Genomic DNA, 18,726 nt, shown 5'->3' on the forward strand with positions numbered 1-18,726 from the left:
AAAATGAAACGAAATATAAAAAAGACTATAAAAAAAGCGGTTGTCGCAGTTGCCGCTGCGTCTATGCTTACGGTTCTTACAGCACCGCTTGCTGTTATGCCTGTAAGTGCCGCAACTGTAACAAGAGGAAGCTATGATTTCTCAAACATGGTTGTAAGAAGAGTATGGTTTAATACAAATGATCCTGTATTTTTAATTGATGATTATCAGAGAGTATGGCTTGATTCCAATGTCAATGTTCTTGCGACAGGTAATGCCACAAATCCAAAACCTGATACAAGCAATCTTATGGCACCGATGAAAAATATGTTTGCTTATATCGGAGCCGATTATAAAGAGGATGGCGATAAAATTACAGTAAGCATGAATAATACAACTGTAAAATTAACAATCGGTTCAACAGATGTTGAAATTAACGGAAATGTTAAAACAGGTGCATTAACAGATGAGCAGAAACCTGTAAAAGTAAATGCAAAAGATACATATGCTGATATGAATACATATTTAACAGAAGATTATAATGTTGTATATCTTCCTGTTGCATATGTACTTGATATATTCGGTGCTGATATGTATAAAGACACAAAAATGGCAAACAGCTTTTATGCAGCAGTTCCTGTTATGAAAACAGATGTTGTACCTTCATATGAGACATCTTCAAAGTGTTATGGAATACGTTATGATGCGTTGCTTGCAGGTACAGCATCACTTGATACGACAGCAGCAGACACAATCGTAGCTTTGCAGAATGAAGACGGCGGATTTGCTGTACTTCCTGATAATTTTGAAATGGCACAGACAGGAGCATCTCTCGGAAGCCTTAAAGGTGCTTCAAGTATTGAAAACGGTGCAACTACAGCGGAGTTAAAATATCTTGCAAAGTATATTACGGAAAATAAGCCTGAAGATTCAAAATATCAGGACGCATTTATAAAAGGTATTAAATTCCTTCTTTCAACACAGCTTGATAACGGCGGATGGACAATGCAGCCAAACGGCGGAAGCGGATTTAACGGAAATATTGAAGTCGGAAATAGTGCAATGACAGAAGTTCTCACACTTTTAAGCGACATTGCCGTATTAAATAATCAAAATTATGTATTTGCAAGAAAAGCAATGAATGTTGACGCAATCAAGTCAGCTGTAGAAAAAGGAAATGATTTTATCGTTGCTTCACAAATAAGCAATAATAACAAAAAAGCGGGCTGGGCATCACAGTATGACAAAGCTGGCAAAGTCACAATGGGACGTACATATGAAAGAGCGTCTGTAAGTTCATACACAACAAAAGCCGTGGTTGATTATCTTATGACAATCCATAATCCGTCACAGGCAGTAAAGGATGCCGTAGAGAGTGCTTACAGCTGGCTTAAAGATGTTAAGATTGCCGATAAAGAGCAGGAAGTTGTAAAAGATACATCTATGAACAACGGATTTGATGTATATTTTGTAGATGGAAACGGAACATGGGCATCAAACTATGTTTATGATGAAGCAAATGATTCATATCGTCCGTTATATTCAGATGTTGACCCGACAAGAGCAGATCAGAAATATGTAAATGTATATGATTTATTCAATCTTGACGGTAATAAGGTTGGCCAGTCAAAAATTAACAATAAAGATTTAATTCTTTATTCAACACGTACAACAATTTCTTACTATGATAACGAGCTTTGTGATGAACTTATCGCAACAGGATATGACACATGGAAGAGTTACCTTGCTAACGGATTCCCAGAAATTCCTACAGACCCTGCCGATACACCTGACAACGGCGGTACAGACCAGGGCGGTGACAATTCAAACACAGGTGATACAGGAAACGGCGGCAGTGCTGATACAGCTGGCAATCAGACAAATACAGGTGATACAACACCATTTGGTTTATATGCCGCACTTCTTGCAATATCAGGCGGACTTGCAGGAGCTTGTGTTTATGGAATTAAAAAAACAGGAAAAAACGGACTTGTAAGAAAGTAAGATAAATTCATATAAATAATTCTTTCCTAATTTTACTTTATTTAAGAAAAATCCGGCAGAGGGCTGTATGGCTTGTCTGTCGGATTTTTTGCCTGATGCGGTCGTTTTAGTTAATGAGTATATGGACATTTTGAAAATCGGTGTTATAATAGGCGTGCGAAAAATGTGAAGAAAAACAGATATAAGTTAGGAGAAACGAGTGAAAAAGAATAAATATGAAATTGATATGTGTAACGGAACGATAATGGATAAGCTGATTTCGTTTGCCCTGCCGTTAATGCTGTCGGGCATGTTACAGCTCATGTTTAATGCGGTTGATATTATAGTTGTGGGACGATTTAGCGGAAGCCGGGCGTTGGCTGCGGTTGGTTCAACGACGGCACTTATTAACGTATTCACGAATCTTTTTATAGGAATTTCACTTGGGGCAAATGTTCTTGCTGCAAGATTTTATGCGGCGGGAAAAGAAAAAGAGATGTCAGATACGGTTCATACGGCAATAGCCATTGCAATTATAAGCGGATTAATCATGGCTTTTGTAGGACTTGTATTTTCAAAAGGGGCATTGGAACTTATGGATACGCCTGAAGATGTAATAGGTCAGGCAGCATTGTATATGAGAATATATTTTATCGGCATGCCTTTTTTCATGCTTTATAACTATGGTGCGGCTGTGCTTAGAGCCGTTGGCGATACAAAAAGACCGCTTATGTTTCTTATTGTATCGGGATGCATTAATGCGGTGCTAAACCTTATTCTTGTAATAGGTTTCAGTCTGTCCGTGGTCGGTGTTGCTGTGGCAACTGTAATATCACAGATGATTTCATGTATTCTTGTATTGCGTTGCCTTTATAAATCAGAGGGAAGCTATCAGCTTAGATTTTCAAAATTAAAAATAAACAAAAAGTATATGATTCAGATATTTCAGGTAGGAGTTCCTGCGGGAATACAGAGTACGGTAATTAATTTCTCAAATGTACTGTTGCAGTCATCAGTTAATTCGTTCGGTTCTGTTGCGATGGCGGGATATACGGCGGCGAACAATATTCTGGGTTTCCTTTATCAGTCAATCAATTCAGTCACACAGGCATGTATGAGCTTTACGAGCCAGAATTACGGTGTCGGTAAATACAAAAGAATGGACAGGGTTCTTGCTGACTGCATGATTCTCACCGTGGCGGTATCGCTTATAATCGGTTGTAGTGCATATTTTTTTGGAAATTATATATTAAGAATTTATACGTCCGATGCCGAGGTTATAAAATGTGGGCTTGAAATATTGTCAATAACTACAGTTCCGTATTTTCTGTGCGGAATAATGGATTTGTTCCCTGGAGCACTGCGAGGCATGGGCTATTCGGCCGTACCGATGATTTTGTCTGTAATCGGAACAGTAGGAATGAGAGTTTTATGGATATATGTGGTATTTCCGTTAAACCGTTCGCTGTATGTGCTGTTTATTTCATATCCGGCGTCATGGGGGATTACGATAGTCATGCAGGTTATATGTTACATATTTGTGAGAAAGAAAGTGCATGGGAAAATAAAAAATATATTAAAAGGTGAGCCTTTCTAGGGGCTCACCTTTTTGTGCAATATTAATTAAACAGCTCTTTTACCATATCCGCATTGTATACAACTTCCGTTTTGTGCTCTACTTCGATTAAGTAAAGTGCATGTGCGGCGATGTGCTCTGCAGCCTGCTCAAGGTCACGGATACCTGTTGTGTCTTTGAATATGTCAAGCACAGTATCAAGTGCGCCATCTTGCACACGGCACTCGTTTTCTTTAAGACCGATTCGTTTTAATACCTTAGGAAGAGAGTATTCGACAAATATAGTTTTCTTTTCTTCCCTTGTATAGTCGGGTATGTCAATAATCGCAAAACGTGAAAGAAGCGGGGCACTAATCTGGTCTTTGTAGTTTGCTGTGGCAATCGGATATACACCTGATGTAGGAATGAGACATTCCATGTAATTATCTGTAAATCCGAGATTATCAAGGAGTGTGAGAAGCACGTCGGCAGGGTTGCCGTTTCCGTTGCCTGATGTGGCTTTATCAAGCTCATTGATAATAAATACAAGGTTAGATTCGCCTGCCATATTAAATGCTTCCATTATAATACCCGGTTTTGCGTTAGAGTAGATTCTTGAACTTCCCGTAAGCTGTTCGGCATCGTTGATTGAACTCATGTCAAGTGTAGACCACGGAAGCTTTAAAATCTTGGCGATAAGGTAGGCAATCTGTGATTTACCTGTTCCTGCAGGACCAACAAGAAGTATTCCGTATGCAGGAAGCGTATGTGTACGGTTAATCTGAATGATTGTTTCAATAATACGTTGTTTTACACGTTCCATTCCGAATAATTCTTCATCAAGAATACGACGTGCTTCATCAGGGTCGATTGCTTCAAAATAATTGCTTTTCCATTTGATGTTAAGCATTATTGACAAAGCTCTCTGAGCATGGCGTTTTTCTTCGGGAGTAACTTCGTTGGAACGTGCAACCGCAAGATTTCTTCTCGCCCACAGCCTGATATTTTCAGGGAGGGTAATTCCCGCACAGTTAAGGAAATCAGATATGCTTGTAAGGCTTGTAACTTTCATGCTGTCGCCTGATTCATCAAGCTCGTCATCTGAAATATTTTCTGATAAAGCACTGCTTTCAAGAAGTCTTTCAATCATAAACTGTAAAAATCCGTCTTCAGACGAAAGTTTCTGGCTGTTGTTATATGCAATTTCACGTATTTTGTATACAGCATATCCGCGTGCAGTATTTTCACCTGTAAGTTTCACTTTTATCTTATTTTCCCCAAGCCATCTTATAAGGCTTTCAAAACGTGAGTCGATAAGAAGAATATTACTGAATATATCTCCGTCAGGTGTCTGTATGGTGAACGCAGTTTTTCGGTAAGGATTCGTAAATGTTCCTACACAGTCATTTGTAAATGCTACGGACAGGTTATCGAGAACAAGGATTGGTGCATCAGGTGTGGCTGTCTGGTTGTTGGAAGTAAATGTTTTATATGTACATTCAAATTTTGATTTTGAATTTGCTATACTTTCTGAATCATAAACAGGCATTGTTTTTCTCCTAAATATAAATTTTTTGTTTTCATTATAATAACACAATAATAATATTAATCAAACGGGTATTTTTCGCAGTTTGAAAAAAATTCTTGTTACATCGGCAATATAAGTGTAAAATTGAAAACAAGGGTTTTGTTAAAAATTGGGGAATACAGGTAATTAAATTATGTTAAAATGGCTGATGCTTTTTGTCTACTTTATCGTAGGCGTGTATGTTTTACACAGAATTATTTATTGGTTTAAAATTGTTACGCCGCTTTTTAAGCACAGAGGTGTACAGGGAATCTGTGTTGCATTATACTGTATTGCAGCATCAACGATATTTTTCGGTGCATTTCTTCCGTCGGGAAGAATACAGACCTCAGTTCATCGTGCGGGAAATGTGTGGCTGGGATTTCTTATTTATCTTCTTACTTATATAGCTGCTTCAGATATAATAGTTTTAATATTAAAGCTTATAAATAAAAAGAAAGAAATTCCCATACTGAAAAAAAGATACGGTGCATTGATAATAGGTGCGGCGGTGACGGTTTCAAGTTTTGGATTTACAATATACGGAACAATTCATGCAAGAAATATGACGACAAAAGAGTATGATGTCAGTATTGAAAAGCATGTTGACGGATTGGACGGTCTTAATGTTGTTCTTGTTGCCGATTTACATCTCGGATACAGCATAGGCTGTAAAGACATGGAAAAAATGGTAAAACGAATAAATGCTTTAAATCCCGATGTGGTAATATATGCAGGAGATATATTTGACAACGATTATGATGCACTCGATGACCCTGACAGGCTTTCACAGATTATAAGCGGGGTAAATGCAAAATACGGTTCGTATGCGGTATTCGGAAACCATGATGTGACAGAAACGCTTGTCGGAGGATTTTCGGTATCGTCTGCATACAGGGCATTTCGAGATGACAGAATGGAGCCGTTTCTGGAATCGGCGGGAATTAATGTATTGCTTGACGATGTCATTCAGATTGCGGACGGAAAAATAAATCTTGTCGGCAGACTTGACGAAGAAAAGCCGGGAGACGGTACAAAGAACAGAAAACCGTTAGATGAACTGTTATCCGAATGTGATATGAATAAGCCTGTTATAGTGATAAATCATGAACCCGACAAGCTCCGTCAAAATGCACAGTCAGGTGTTGATGTGCTTCTTAGCGGGCACACTCATGCGGGGCAGTTTTTTCCTCTTACGATTGTTCAGCCGTTTGCTTGGGAGAATTATTACGGAGTAAAAAAGATTGATAATATGTATAGTGTTGTGACGTCGGGAATAGGAGTGTATGGTCCTGCAATAAGGGTCGGAACCGACAGCGAAGTTACTAAGATAAATATATATTTCAAATAAATAATACAAATAAATACAACTAATCCGGAGGATATTATGGAGGAAAAAGTAAAAAATATTATTGAACTTAAAAATATATGTAAAGTATATGATGACAATGGTTTTAAGGCGGTTGATGATTTTAACCTAGAGGTAAAAAGAGGTGAATTTGTAACATTTTTGGGACCATCAGGATGTGGAAAAACGACAACACTCAGGATGATTGCAGGTTTTGAGATGCCGTCAAGCGGAAAGATTCTTCTCAATGGTGAAGACATATCACAGCTTCCGGCAAATAAGAGACCGATAAATACAGTGTTTCAGCGTTATGCGTTGTTTCCGCATATGAATATTTATGACAATATTGCATTTGGTCTGAAGTTAAAAAAATTATCTAAAGACGAAATAAAGAAAAAAGTGAAGCGTGTTCTTTCAATAGTTGACCTTGAAGGATTTGAAAACAGAAAGATTTCCACACTTTCAGGCGGACAGCAGCAGCGAATTGCAATTGCAAGAGCACTGGTAAATGAACCGGAGATATTAATGCTTGATGAGCCTCTCGGTGCACTTGATTTAAAAATGCGTAAAGAGATGCAGCTTGAACTTAAAAATATGCATGACAGGCTTGGCATTACATTTATTTATGTTACACACGACCAGGAAGAAGCACTTACTATGTCAGATAAAATAGTTGTTTTATCAGAAGGTAAAATCCAGCAGATAGGAACGCCGGAGGATATATATAATGAGCCACAGAATGCGTTCGTTGCTGACTTTATCGGTGAGAGCAATATTTTCAAGGGAATTATGACTAAGAATATGAAAGTACGTTTCTGCGGTGGTGAATTTGCCGGAATGGATGATTTGCCTGAAGGAACACTTGTCGATGTCGTTGTCAGACCTGAAGATGTAATAATAACAAAACCTGAGGAAGGAGCAATATCAGGTGAGGTTGTATCTGTAATATTTAAGGGCATGCACTATGAGATTACTATTGAATCAGGAAAATATGAGATGGTAATAAGGACGACTAAGTGTTATAAGGTTGGAGATAAAGTAGGCATGCAGCTTGAACCTGACGGAATTCATGTAATGATGGCAGAGGATCATACAACAAGTTTTGTTACAACGGTCAACAGCGATTATACACTTGATTTTAACGGAAAAGTCATTAATTGCAATCTGGCTGATATTGTTCCTAAGTCTCATATGAAAGACGGCAATCTTGTTGATGAAAATGGTGAGACAGTTGATGTGTCAAAGATAAAAGTAATCGTTTCGTTGCAGCCTTATGATATAAAGATGAGTGATGAGACGGATGCCGGTCTTGTTTCGGGAAAAATTATTGATCTTATATATAAAGGTGACCATTACAGTTATGTTATTCGTGATGAATATGGGCATGACCTTATCGTAGATGATGAATATCTGTGGAATATGGATGACCAGGTTGGGCTTATAATGCCTGAGGATAAGATGAAATTCCAGATAAAGAAGTAAAACAGGAGGATTTACGGAGATGAAAAATATGTTTTCACGTAAACAGCTGGGTATTCCATATGGTTTATTTTTAGTCCTTTTTGTAGCAGCACCGTTATTAGTGCTTGTATATTATGCGTTTACGGATGGTTCGGGAAAGTTCAGCATTACAAATCTGCTGAATTTTTTCACAGACCCTAATACGCTTGGAACACTGTGTTACAGCTTTGTTCTTGCAATAGTGACAACGCTGGTGTGCCTTTTAATTGCATATCCGGTTGCCTATATACTTGCACATAGCAAAATTAAGCGTAAAGCAGTTATTCTACTTCTTTTTGTTATGCCGATGTGGATTAATTTTACATTAAGAATTACAGCTTTAAAAGAGATACTTTCACTTATAGAAGGAAATCTTGCTTTTTATCCGTTTTTAAATACTGTAATCGGAATGACTTATGATTTTCTTCCGTTTATGATTCTGCCATTGTATACAACATTGTCAAAGCTCGATAAGAGCCTTATTGAAGCGGCTGCAGACCTTGGTGCTGATAATTTTCAGACATTTATAAAAGTTATATTCCCATTGTCGGTGCCGGGAATTGTGAGCGGAGTTTCAATGGTATTTCTTCCGGCAATGACTAACTATGTAGTTCTTGATATGCTTTATAACAGCACATATATCATGGGCAGTCTGATTGGAAGCTATTTCAGTGCATATGACTGGCATAATGGTTCAATGATTGCATTGATTCTTTTAATTATTATCTGTATCGTCTCGCTTATTTCAGGTGATAGTGATTCAGAAGAAAGCGGCAGAGGAGGTGCATTATTGTGATTAAAAAAATATTAAAATATGCAGTTATCAGCCTTGTGCTTCTGTTTATGTATGTGCCGATACTTGTGCTTGCAGTGTACAGTTTTACTGATGCATCAAACATTGGAGCAATACATGCATTCTCATTTCAGAATTATGTGACACTTTTTACAACACCGGAATTGCAGCATATGATATTCGGCTCAATACTTCTTGCATTTGGCAGTGCGGCAATTGCAACAATACTTGGAACTACAGGTGCTGTTGGTGCTTTTTATTCAAAAAAGAGAGTGAGAAATACATTGTCGGTTCTTAATCAGGTGCCTGTTGTAAATGCAGATGTGGTAACGGGATTTTCAATATGTATCCTTATAGTTGTTGTGTTCGGAGTGAGCAAAGATACGTATATACCTCTGGTTGCAGGACACGTTGTGTTAAGTGCACCATTTGTATATCTTGCAGTAGTACCTAAATTAAAACAGATGGACCCGAGCCTGTATGAGGCAGCTCTTGACCTTGGAGCAACTCCTGCATATGCGTTGTTTAAAGTTATAATTCCACAGATTGCTTCAGGAATTTTATCAGGTTTTGTTATGGCTGTTACACTGTCGCTTGACGATTATTTTGTTGCAACATATACAAAACCTGCTACATTCGATACTATAAGCACCTATGTCGTAAATGCAACAAAAGGTTCACAGACACAGATAAAGACTGCGTTGTGGGCATTGTCAACAATAATTTTTATTATTGTAATTGCGGTGGAACTTTTTATTAATATTGTTCCATCAAGAAAAGAAAAAAAGGAGGGCTGATATAATGAAATATTTTTTAAGAAAAATTGTATCAGTCAGTCTTGCATCACTTATAGTAATAGGAAGTGCATGTGCATTTCTTCCGTCATATGCACATGCGGCCACTTCTTCTGATACAATCACGCTGCGTGTCTGCAACTGGGAAGAGTATATTGATGAAGGTGACTGGGATGAGACAATAGACCTTGAAAGCGGCGATATAAAGGGCGAGAATTCAATGGTTGCTGATTTTGAGGACTGGTATTACAAAACATATGGTAAAAAAGTAAAAGTTGAATACAGCTGTCTGGGGACAAATGAGGAACTTTATAATATGCTTACGCTTGGCGATGAATATGACCTTGTGTGTCCGTCTGAATATATGATAATGAAACTTATGTCAGAAGACAGGCTTGAGCCATTTTCAAATGATTTTTATGATAAAAATATCAAAGAAAATTATTACAGCCGCGGAGTATCGCCGTTTATTAAAAATATGTTTGACAGTAATGAAATAAATGGTGAGGCGTGGAGCAGATATGCTGCGGGATATATGTGGGGAATCACAGGAATTATATATAATCCGGATGCAGTCTCAAAGGAAGAGGCATCGACCTGGACTATTATAAATAACAGCAGGTTTAAACGTCAGATTACTATAAAAGATAACGTAAGGGATTCAATTTTTGCAGCGATAGGTGCTATAAAGTCTGACAAACTTACATCAAAATCATTTCTGGCTTCAAAGGATTATAAAGAAAAACTTGCACAGGAGATGAATGATACTTCAGATGATACAATAAAAGAAGTACAGGAGTATCTGCAGGAAGTTAAAGATAATGCATACTCATTTGAGACAGATAGTGCAAAGGCAGATATGATTACCGGAAAAGTTGTTGCAGGTTATCAGTGGTCGGGTGATGCCGTGTATACAATGGATCAGGCTGATAAAGATGATTTTACACTTAATTTTGCAGTGCCAAAGGAAAGTACCAATATTTATTTTGATGGATGGGTAATGCTGAAATCAGGAATTGGCGGAAATGATGAGAAAAAGCAGGCAGCACAGAGCTTTATTAATTTCCTCTCAATGCCGGAAAATGCTGTCAGAAACATGTATTACATCGGTTATACTTCTGTTATATCAGGAGGGAACAGTGATGTGGTTTTTGATTATTTAAGGTGGAATTACGAGGCTGATGACGATGAAGCAGATACTGTAGAATATCCGCTTGGCTATTTCTTTTCAGGTGATTCAGATGATGAAAAATATATACTTACAATTCCAAGAGACCAGATGGATAGACAGATTCTTGCCCAGTATCCAAGTGAGGATGTCATGGAAAGAAGTGCTGTAATGCAATATTTTGATAATGATAAAAATGCAAAAATTAATCAGATGTGGATTAATGTAAGATGTTACAATATTGCAAATGTTCCGCCATGGGTATGGATAATGGTAGATGTGGTCATAATAATATTGGCCGCTGCATATATTTATAACAGGACAAAAAAATAGATTGTTAAAAAACAGACAATGTTCAGGCAGTGCATAAATTTTAGGCACTGCCTGTTTTTTGCCTGTTTAATAAAATCATTAAACGGGTTATATTATAGAAAACAACTCAGAAAGGATGATTTGTATGGGTAAAAAATCAACAAAATTAGGCGTGGCATCTTTGATAGTAGCAGGAGCAGGAATTGCAGCAGTTGCAGCAAAGAGCAAAAAAACTGAGGAGAAAAAAAGAGTAAAAGAAATTCAGAAAGAAGAACATGATACATTCAGGAACACAGAGCGTGGCAAATATACAAAGAACAGTAAAGGTATTTACTATTCAAACGGTAATTATGAAGCATTTGCAAGACCTGAAAAACCTGAAGGTGTTGATAACAAGAGTGCATATCTTGTAGGAAGTGGACTTGCTTCACTTGCAGCTGCATGTTTTCTTGTAAGAGATGGACAGATGAAGGGCGAAAATATTCATATTCTTGAAGCTATGGATATCGCCGGTGGTGCGTGCGACGGAATTAATGACCCAACAAGAGGTTATGTAATGCGTGGCGGACGTGAGATGGAAAACCACTTTGAATGTCTCTGGGATTTGTTCAGAAGTATTCCTTCAATTGAAATACCGGGAGCATCTGTACTTGATGAATATTACTGGCTTAACAAGCATGATCCTAACTATTCACTCTGCCGTGCAACTGTAAACAGAGGCGAAGATGCCCATACTGACGGCAAGTTCAATCTTAGCCAGAAGGGCTGTATGGAGATAATGAAACTTTTCTTCACAAAAGATGAAGATTTGTATGATAAGAAAATAGAAGATTTCTTTGATGAAGAAGTTTTTGATTCTGATTTCTGGCTTTACTGGAGAACAATGTTTGCATTTGAAAACTGGCACAGTGCACTTGAAATGAAGCTTTATATCCAGAGATTCATTCATCATATCGGTGGACTTCCTGACTTTTCTGCTTTGAAGTTTACAAAATACAACCAGTATGAATCACTTATTCTTCCTATGCAGAAATATCTTGAGGCAGCAGGTGTCAAATTCCAGTTCAATACAAGAGTTGATAATGTTGAATTTGAATTTAAAGATGGCAAAAAGATTGCTAAAAAGATTGTTTGCACTGTAGATGGTAAAGAAAAATCAATAGATTTAACGGAAAATGACCTTGTGTTTGTAACAAACGGAAGCTGTACAGAAGGTACAATTTACGGTGACCACACACATGCACCTGTTGGCGATGCAGAAGTAAGGACAAGCGGATGCTGGAGTCTCTGGAAAAATATTGCAAAACAGGACAAATCATTTGGACATCCGGAAAAATTCTGCAGTGATATTGAAAAGACAAACTGGGAGTCAGCAACAGTTACAACTAGCGATGAAAAGATTATTTCTTATATCAAAAATATATGTAAGAGAGACCCAAGAACAGGAAAAGTTGTTACAGGCGGTATCGTAAGCTGTAAAGATTCAAGATGGCTTTTGAGCTGGACTATTAACAGACAGGGACAGTTTAAGGAGCAGAAGAAAGATGAAGTCTGCGTATGGGTATACAGTCTCTTTACAGATGTAGCAGGTGATTATATCAAGAAGCCTATGAAAGAATGTACAGGTGAAGAAATCACAGCTGAATGGCTGTATCATCTCGGCGTTCCTGTAGATGAGATAGACGAGCTTGCAAAGAATCATTGCAATACAACACCTACAATGATGCCATTTATCACAGCATTCTTCATGCCAAGAAGAAAGGGAGACAGACCTGACGTAATTCCGGATGGCTGTGTAAACTTTGCATTTTTAGGACAGTTTGCCGAAACACCTAGAGATACAATATTTACAACAGAATATTCAGTAAGAACAGCTATGGAAGCTGTATATGGACTTCTTGGTGTAGACAGAGGTGTTCCGGAAGTCTGGGGCAGTGTATATGATGTAAGAGATCTTCTTGATTCATCGGTAAAACTTATGGATGGCAAATCACCTCTTGAAATTGAACTTCCCGGACCACTTAACGCATTAAAGAAGCCACTTCTTAAAATGATTAAGGGTACAGTCATTGAAAAGGTATTAAAAGACCACAATGTAATTAAAGATTATATGAAATATTAATGTATTTGATATAATGTATCTGCGATAATGTATCTGCGATACAATAAAAAATGGTAAAGTCAGGATATTTATCACTGATGGGGTTAGCAGAATAGAATAGATATGGTATTTTGTAAAAACAGATGGAATGTATGTTTGACACAATTATAAATGTGCACAAATAAACATACGGACCATCTGTTTTTATATTATTATTTATGGTATTATAAAAAATAATAGCTTTTATATTACAATGAAATAATTGATACTTTTACAAATTTAAGCATAGAAAGAAGATGCGAGGGAGATTTTGTGCTAATGAAAATGACAACGCTTTGTTATATAGAAAATAATGACTGTTATCTTATGCTTCACAGAACAAAGAAGAAAAAAGATGTCAATAAAGACAAATGGATTGGCGTAGGCGGCCATGCCGAAGGCAATGAGACACCGCAGGAGTGCCTGCTTCGTGAAGTAAAAGAGGAGACTGGGCTTTTGCTTACATCATACAAGTTCCGCGGACTTATCACATTTATAAGTGATGAATATGAGGCTGAGATGATGTGTCTTTTTACAGCTGACGGATATACAGGAGAACTTATTACGTGTGATGAGGGCGAGCTTGAGTGGGTAAAAAAGTCTGACGTGCCACAGCTTCCGACATGGGAAGGAGATGCACAGTTCTTAAAGCTTCTCCTTGAAGATGAAAAGCGTTTTTTTGCGATGAAGCTAAGATATGAGGGTGAGAGGCTTGTTGAAAAAAGCGTTGAGTTTTGCGGGGCATGATGTTATCGTTAGAATTAGAATTTGCTGAGGTGACTACATTGGTGGAAAAAATGAAAAAGTACTATAAGTTATATAGTTTAATGGAAAATAAACTATTTAGTAAATTTGGTGATAGAAAATATATTGAGTTAAATAAAGAATATTATGCACAAGACCCACACTATAAACTTTGTTTTGCCGATATAAATCATATACTGGATTATATAGATGAGCATGGAGTAGTTGTTTGTGATGTTAAACCTGTGGGTAAGGTTATAGACAGTATACTTCCTTCAAAAGTAGAATCGGAATGTGAGTGTATAATTCCTAGTAATCCTAGATCCATTTATTCGCCTGAATTCATACAAGAACTAATTAACTATGGAAATAATGATGCTTGGTCATATGTCTCAGATGAGTCATATGTAATAGGAACAATAGAGCACTCTAAAGGAGAAATGTGTTATGACGTAAATCTGAGTTATGAATTAAGTAAAGCATTACATCTATTATTATTAGACATTTATGATAATGACATGTTAAATAAATGGTTTGAGTATAGAAGAGCAAGATTTAATTACAATAATATCTTAAAAAAGATAAAAAGTGATCGAATTAGTCGGAGGATAGTAATTGATGCATGGAATGTGTATGCTCCGTGTAAAAAAAGTAAATTATTGAAAATGATAAGCTTTTTTTCTTGTTAATATATTTAGTAGAATCATTTTTCATCAATATCATTTGGCAGAACAGATGGACGATGAATCGTCTATGTGACAAAGTTGAGAAATAATAGTTATAGAATAAAAACATGATTGACATATAAAAACAGCGGTGATAATATAATTACGTAAAGGGCGTTGCCGATATACGGTTAGTCCTCAGATTAGTTATTGTTGAATAACCGCTCTGTCTTGCAGGACGTTGGAGCGGTTATTTTTGTGTCTTGGAATCATGGGAACCAAATGAATAACCAAGACTAAAGAAAGCCACACAGAGGCTTATAATGCCAATAAAGTTATCAATGGTTAGCATGAGCAAGTCCTCCTTTCATAAAATTTCCAAAAGGATATCTATGTAAACAGAGGTCACAGTCCTCTGGAATGAGGACTAACCGCACACCGATAGGCAACGCCTTAGGTTCAAAGAACCTATAGTTAGTATAGTAAAAATATATAGAAATGTCAAGTGAAAGAAATATAAGAAATGTTTTAGTATAAAAATTTAAAGAACTATGTATGATTTGAGGAAATGATTATATGAATATAATTTATGTAGAAGATTGTTGTGAAATACTTGATTCTAAGAGAGATCCTATTACGGCATCCGAGAGGAAAAAATTCTCAGTCGCATAAATCAAATTAAAAATATTAAAAAGGCAACTACAAGAATACAACAAATATGGAGGCATTAAAATGTTTATAAAAGAAGATAATACATACAACGATATAAGAGAAAAATCATTGCTGCAGTGGCTTAATGAGATGGAAAAACATGAAGATGTTGCAGTAAGAGGTGGAGTTAAGCTTGCCAAAGAATATATACAACATCTAAAAGATGAGAATAAAAGGCTTGATTCAGAAAATAAGTTGAAAAATGAATATTTGAAGAAAGTTGTGAAGAAGTAATTGGACATACAGGTTATTAAATCAAAACGTAAAACAATAGGATTGGAAGTCCATACTGATGGCAGAGTTATATTGAGAGCACCGATGAGGATAACCAATCGTGAACTGAATAAATTTATAGATAATCATATGTCATGGATTGAAAGTAAGCTGAGTCTGATAGAAAAGAAAAATGCTGATAAAATCAGCGTTGCACCACCTAAAGAAACTATTTCAAAAAAAGAACTTAATGCAATTAAAGAAAAGTTCACAACAAGGGTACAATATTATTGCAATATTATGGGAGTCAGTGTCAACAGAATATCAATAAAAGATCAGAAGACACGCTGGGGAAGTTGTAGTTCAAAAGGAAATGTGAATTTTAATTATAAGCTGTATTACATGCCTCAGGAGCTTATGGACTATGTAATAGTACATGAACTTTCTCATAGAAAATATATGAATCATTCAGATTTGTTCTGGAATGAGGTCGGAAAATATTGTCCCGAGTACAGAATGTATAGAAAAGAACTGATGAAATATTTGTAAACTTTATCATTTTACGATAAAATTATATATAGAATATGTTGGAAAAGCATAAAATACGAAAGGCAGCATTGCTTGTTATGAAAAAAATATTACTTTTAACGACTGGAGGTACAATAGCATCATCCGATACAGGTTCAGGACTTATGCCGGTTGCAGGTGCTGACAGACTTTTAAACTATGTGCCGGATATCAATAAAATATGTAATTTGTATACAATGTCAGTTATGAATATCGACAGTACAAACATGACACCAGAACTTATAATGAAGCTTGCACAGGCAGTAAGTGACAATTACGATAAATATGATGGTTTTGTAATAACGCATGGCACAGATACGATGGCATACAGTGCAGCAGCTTTAAGCTATATGCTTCAAAATCTTGGTAAGCCGGTTGTTTTTACTGGTTCACAGCTTCCAATCGAAGCAGAAGGAACGGACGCAATAAACAATCTTTCTGACGCAATATATTTTGCATGTGAAAATATCTGCGGAGTTTATGTTGTATTTAATGGGATTGCGATAATTGGAACACATGCAATGAAGATAAAGACAAGAAGTTTCGATGCATTTGAAAGTGTCAATTGTCCTGATATTGCAACGATAAAAAAGGATATTATAGAATATACTGCAAAGGGAAAAAGTATAGCGAAAAAAGAAGCTGCACAAAATCTATATGGCAGTAAAGGATTCATTGCGAAGATTAACCTTTGTACGGATGTTATGCCATTGAAAATGTATCCAGGAATTGATGGGAGAGTATTTGATTTTATTAAAAATAATTATCGCGGAGTTGTAATCGAAAGTTTTGGAATTGGCGGAGTTCCTGATAATTATAATGATATATCAACAAAGTTGCGTGAACTGACAGAAGCAGGAACTGCGGTTGCAATCACAACGCAGTGTATGTATGAGGGAATAGATCTTTCAGTCTATGAAGTCGGACAAACACTTGCTAAACAGGGGATAATAAACTGTGCCGATATGACATTTGAAGCATCAGTTATGAAATTAATGTGGGCTCTGGCTGAATTTGATAATATAAAAGATATAAAAGCGTTTATGGAAAAACCATATTTTTATGATAAAAGTTATTAAATAAAAGCTGGATTATTTTATAAAAATAAAAAATATAATGTATATAGTGCATTATGCACAGAAATGGAGGACATATGTTAAAAGACTGGAGTAATGTAATAATTCCTGAAGAAGAAGAAATTAATGAAAGACTCGAAAAAGCAAGAAACAAACTTGTACAGCAGCAGATTCTGATTATGCAGAAAAAACTGCCTGTTCTTGTGTCTTTTGACGGATGGGGTGCCGCTGGAAAAGGCAGTATTCTTGGTAAGATAATAAAGAATATTGATCCAAGATTTTTTAAAGTTGCTGTTATGGATAAACCAACAGAAGATGAAAAAAGAAGACCATTTCTTTACAGATATGTGATTAATATTCCGGAGGCTGGCAAGTTTACATTTATGGATGGCGGCTGTCTAGATGAAGTTACAAAACAAAAATTATCAGGTAAAATCACGGACGAAGAATATAAAAGAAAGATTGAGAGCGTAAAACGATTTGAAAGACAGTTGTCAGATAATGGCTATCTCGTTATAAAATTCTTTTTCCATATCGGAGAGCAGGAGCAGAGAAAACGTCTTACAAGACTGCTTGATGATAAGAATACAAGGTGGCGTGTAAGCGAATATGATTTGTGGCAGAATCAGCATTATAAGAAGTCATTGAAAGCATTTGACCAGTTCATTGATGATACAAGCCAGTCAATTGCACCATGGTATATTGTTGATGCTACAGACAAAAAATGGGTACAGCTCCAGATATTAGAGACGTTGGTGCAGGCAATTGATACGGCGTTGAAGAATAGTACACTTTCAGTTCCTCTTTTGCAGAATGCTTTTCCTCTTAATAAAATGGAAAAATTATCTGATATAAACCTTAATAAATCATTGTCAGATGAAGAATATGAGTACATGTTAAAGAATTACCAGAAAAAGCTGAATAATCTTCATAATATAATTTACAAGAAAAAAATTCCTGTTATTATTGCCTATGAAGGATGGGACGCGGCAGGAAAAGGCGGAAATATAAGACGAATAACCGAAGCACTTGACCCAAGAGGATATGAAGTGCAGCCGATTGCAAGTCCTGAGCCACATGAAAAGGCAAGGCATTATCTCTGGAGATTCTGGAACAGGCTTCCAAAATCAGGTCATGTTACGGTATTTGACAGAACATGGTATGGACGTGTGATGGTCGAAAGGCTCGAGGGATTCTGCAGTGAAAATGACTGGCAGAGAGCATATGTTGAGATTAATGAATTTGAAAAAGAATTGTCAGACTGGGGAGCGGTAATTGTAAAATTCTGGGTTCAGATTGATAAAGATACGCAGCTTGCAAGATTTAAGGAGCGTGAGAATACACCGGAAAAACGCTGGAAAATTACAGATGAAGACTGGCGTAACAGGGAAAAATGGGATTTGTACGAAAACGCTGTTAATGAGATGTTTGCAAAGACCAATACAACATATGCACCGTGGCATATTTTGGAATCTAATGATAAAAAATATGCAAGAATAAAGGCACTTAAAATATTAATTGATGCGATTGAAGAAAAAATCAAAGAAACTGACTAATTATTTTATGATTATTGACGATATACAAAATATAGGAAAGCATTCCTATAAATGT

At 36.5% G+C, this 18,726-nt stretch carries 15 protein-coding genes; 14 read left to right on the forward strand and 1 reads right to left on the reverse strand.

Annotated features, from left to right (window positions below):
- Nucleotides 1-3 precede the first annotated feature (3 nt).
- Entirely contained in the window at nt 4-1,983 is a 1,980-nt protein-coding gene (locus tag H8S01_RS07020; RefSeq protein ID WP_186836686.1) for a pectate lyase, read from the forward strand.
- Nucleotides 1,984-2,209: 226 nt separating this feature from the next.
- The gene (locus H8S01_RS07025; protein WP_186836762.1) at nt 2,210-3,559 is read left to right on the forward strand and encodes an MATE family efflux transporter; all 1,350 of its coding nucleotides are present in this window, start codon (nt 2,210-2,212) and stop codon (nt 3,557-3,559) included.
- A gap of 22 nt (nt 3,560-3,581) precedes the next feature.
- Here H8S01_RS07025 and H8S01_RS07030 read toward each other — a convergent pair whose 3' ends face one another.
- Nucleotides 3,582-5,066: an AAA family ATPase gene (locus H8S01_RS07030; RefSeq protein WP_186836687.1), complete on the reverse strand. Its 1,485-nt coding sequence runs from the start codon at nt 5,064-5,066 to the stop codon at nt 3,582-3,584.
- Between the two features lie 172 nt (nt 5,067-5,238).
- Here H8S01_RS07030 and H8S01_RS07035 point away from each other — a divergent pair, with 172 nt between their 5' ends.
- The 12 genes from H8S01_RS07035 to pap all read left to right on the forward strand — a co-directional run bounded on the left by H8S01_RS07035 (nt 5,239) and on the right by pap (nt 18,671).
- On the forward strand, nt 5,239-6,435 hold the full coding sequence (locus H8S01_RS07035; protein WP_186836688.1) for a metallophosphoesterase: 1,197 nt from the start codon (nt 5,239-5,241) through the stop codon (nt 6,433-6,435).
- Nucleotides 6,436-6,471: 36 nt separating this feature from the next.
- Entirely contained in the window at nt 6,472-7,914 is a 1,443-nt protein-coding gene (locus tag H8S01_RS07040; protein WP_186836689.1) for an ABC transporter ATP-binding protein, read from the forward strand.
- A gap of 19 nt (nt 7,915-7,933) precedes the next feature.
- Nucleotides 7,934-8,728 (forward strand): ABC transporter permease, encoded by a 795-nt coding sequence (locus H8S01_RS07045; RefSeq protein WP_186836690.1) that lies wholly within the window; start codon nt 7,934-7,936, stop codon nt 8,726-8,728.
- Nucleotides 8,728-9,522, forward strand: coding sequence for an ABC transporter permease (locus H8S01_RS07050; protein ID WP_420323500.1), 795 nt, complete (start codon nt 8,728-8,730; stop codon nt 9,520-9,522). The genes H8S01_RS07045 and H8S01_RS07050 overlap by 1 nt, the downstream gene beginning before the upstream one ends.
- Nucleotides 9,523-9,526: 4 nt before the next feature.
- A complete protein-coding gene (locus H8S01_RS07055; protein WP_186836692.1) occupies nt 9,527-11,020 on the forward strand; it encodes an extracellular solute-binding protein in 1,494 nt (497 codons plus the stop codon).
- A gap of 124 nt (nt 11,021-11,144) precedes the next feature.
- The gene (locus H8S01_RS07060) at nt 11,145-13,121 is read left to right on the forward strand and encodes an oleate hydratase (protein WP_186836693.1); all 1,977 of its coding nucleotides are present in this window, start codon (nt 11,145-11,147) and stop codon (nt 13,119-13,121) included.
- A gap of 297 nt (nt 13,122-13,418) precedes the next feature.
- Nucleotides 13,419-13,886 (forward strand): NUDIX hydrolase, encoded by a 468-nt coding sequence (locus H8S01_RS07065; protein ID WP_021865700.1) that lies wholly within the window; start codon nt 13,419-13,421, stop codon nt 13,884-13,886.
- 50 nt (nt 13,887-13,936) lie between these two features.
- The gene (locus H8S01_RS07070) at nt 13,937-14,572 is read left to right on the forward strand and encodes a hypothetical protein (protein ID WP_186836694.1); all 636 of its coding nucleotides are present in this window, start codon (nt 13,937-13,939) and stop codon (nt 14,570-14,572) included.
- 708 nt (nt 14,573-15,280) lie between these two features.
- A complete protein-coding gene (locus H8S01_RS07075; protein ID WP_186836695.1) occupies nt 15,281-15,493 on the forward strand; it encodes a hypothetical protein in 213 nt (70 codons plus the stop codon).
- Complete coding sequence (locus H8S01_RS07080; RefSeq protein ID WP_186836696.1) at nt 15,494-16,021, forward strand: M48 family metallopeptidase; 528 nt, start codon at nt 15,494-15,496, stop codon at nt 16,019-16,021. It begins immediately after the preceding gene.
- Nucleotides 16,022-16,098: 77 nt separating this feature from the next.
- Nucleotides 16,099-17,118 (forward strand): asparaginase, encoded by a 1,020-nt coding sequence (locus H8S01_RS07085; RefSeq protein ID WP_186836697.1) that lies wholly within the window; start codon nt 16,099-16,101, stop codon nt 17,116-17,118.
- A gap of 74 nt (nt 17,119-17,192) precedes the next feature.
- Entirely contained in the window at nt 17,193-18,671 is a 1,479-nt protein-coding gene (gene pap, locus H8S01_RS07090) for a polyphosphate:AMP phosphotransferase (RefSeq protein WP_186836698.1), read from the forward strand.
- Nucleotides 18,672-18,726 lie beyond the last annotated feature (55 nt).

It is taken from the genome of Lachnospira hominis (ex Liu et al. 2021) (assembly GCF_014287955.1).
GTDB lineage: Bacteria > Bacillota > Clostridia > Lachnospirales > Lachnospiraceae > Lachnospira > Lachnospira hominis.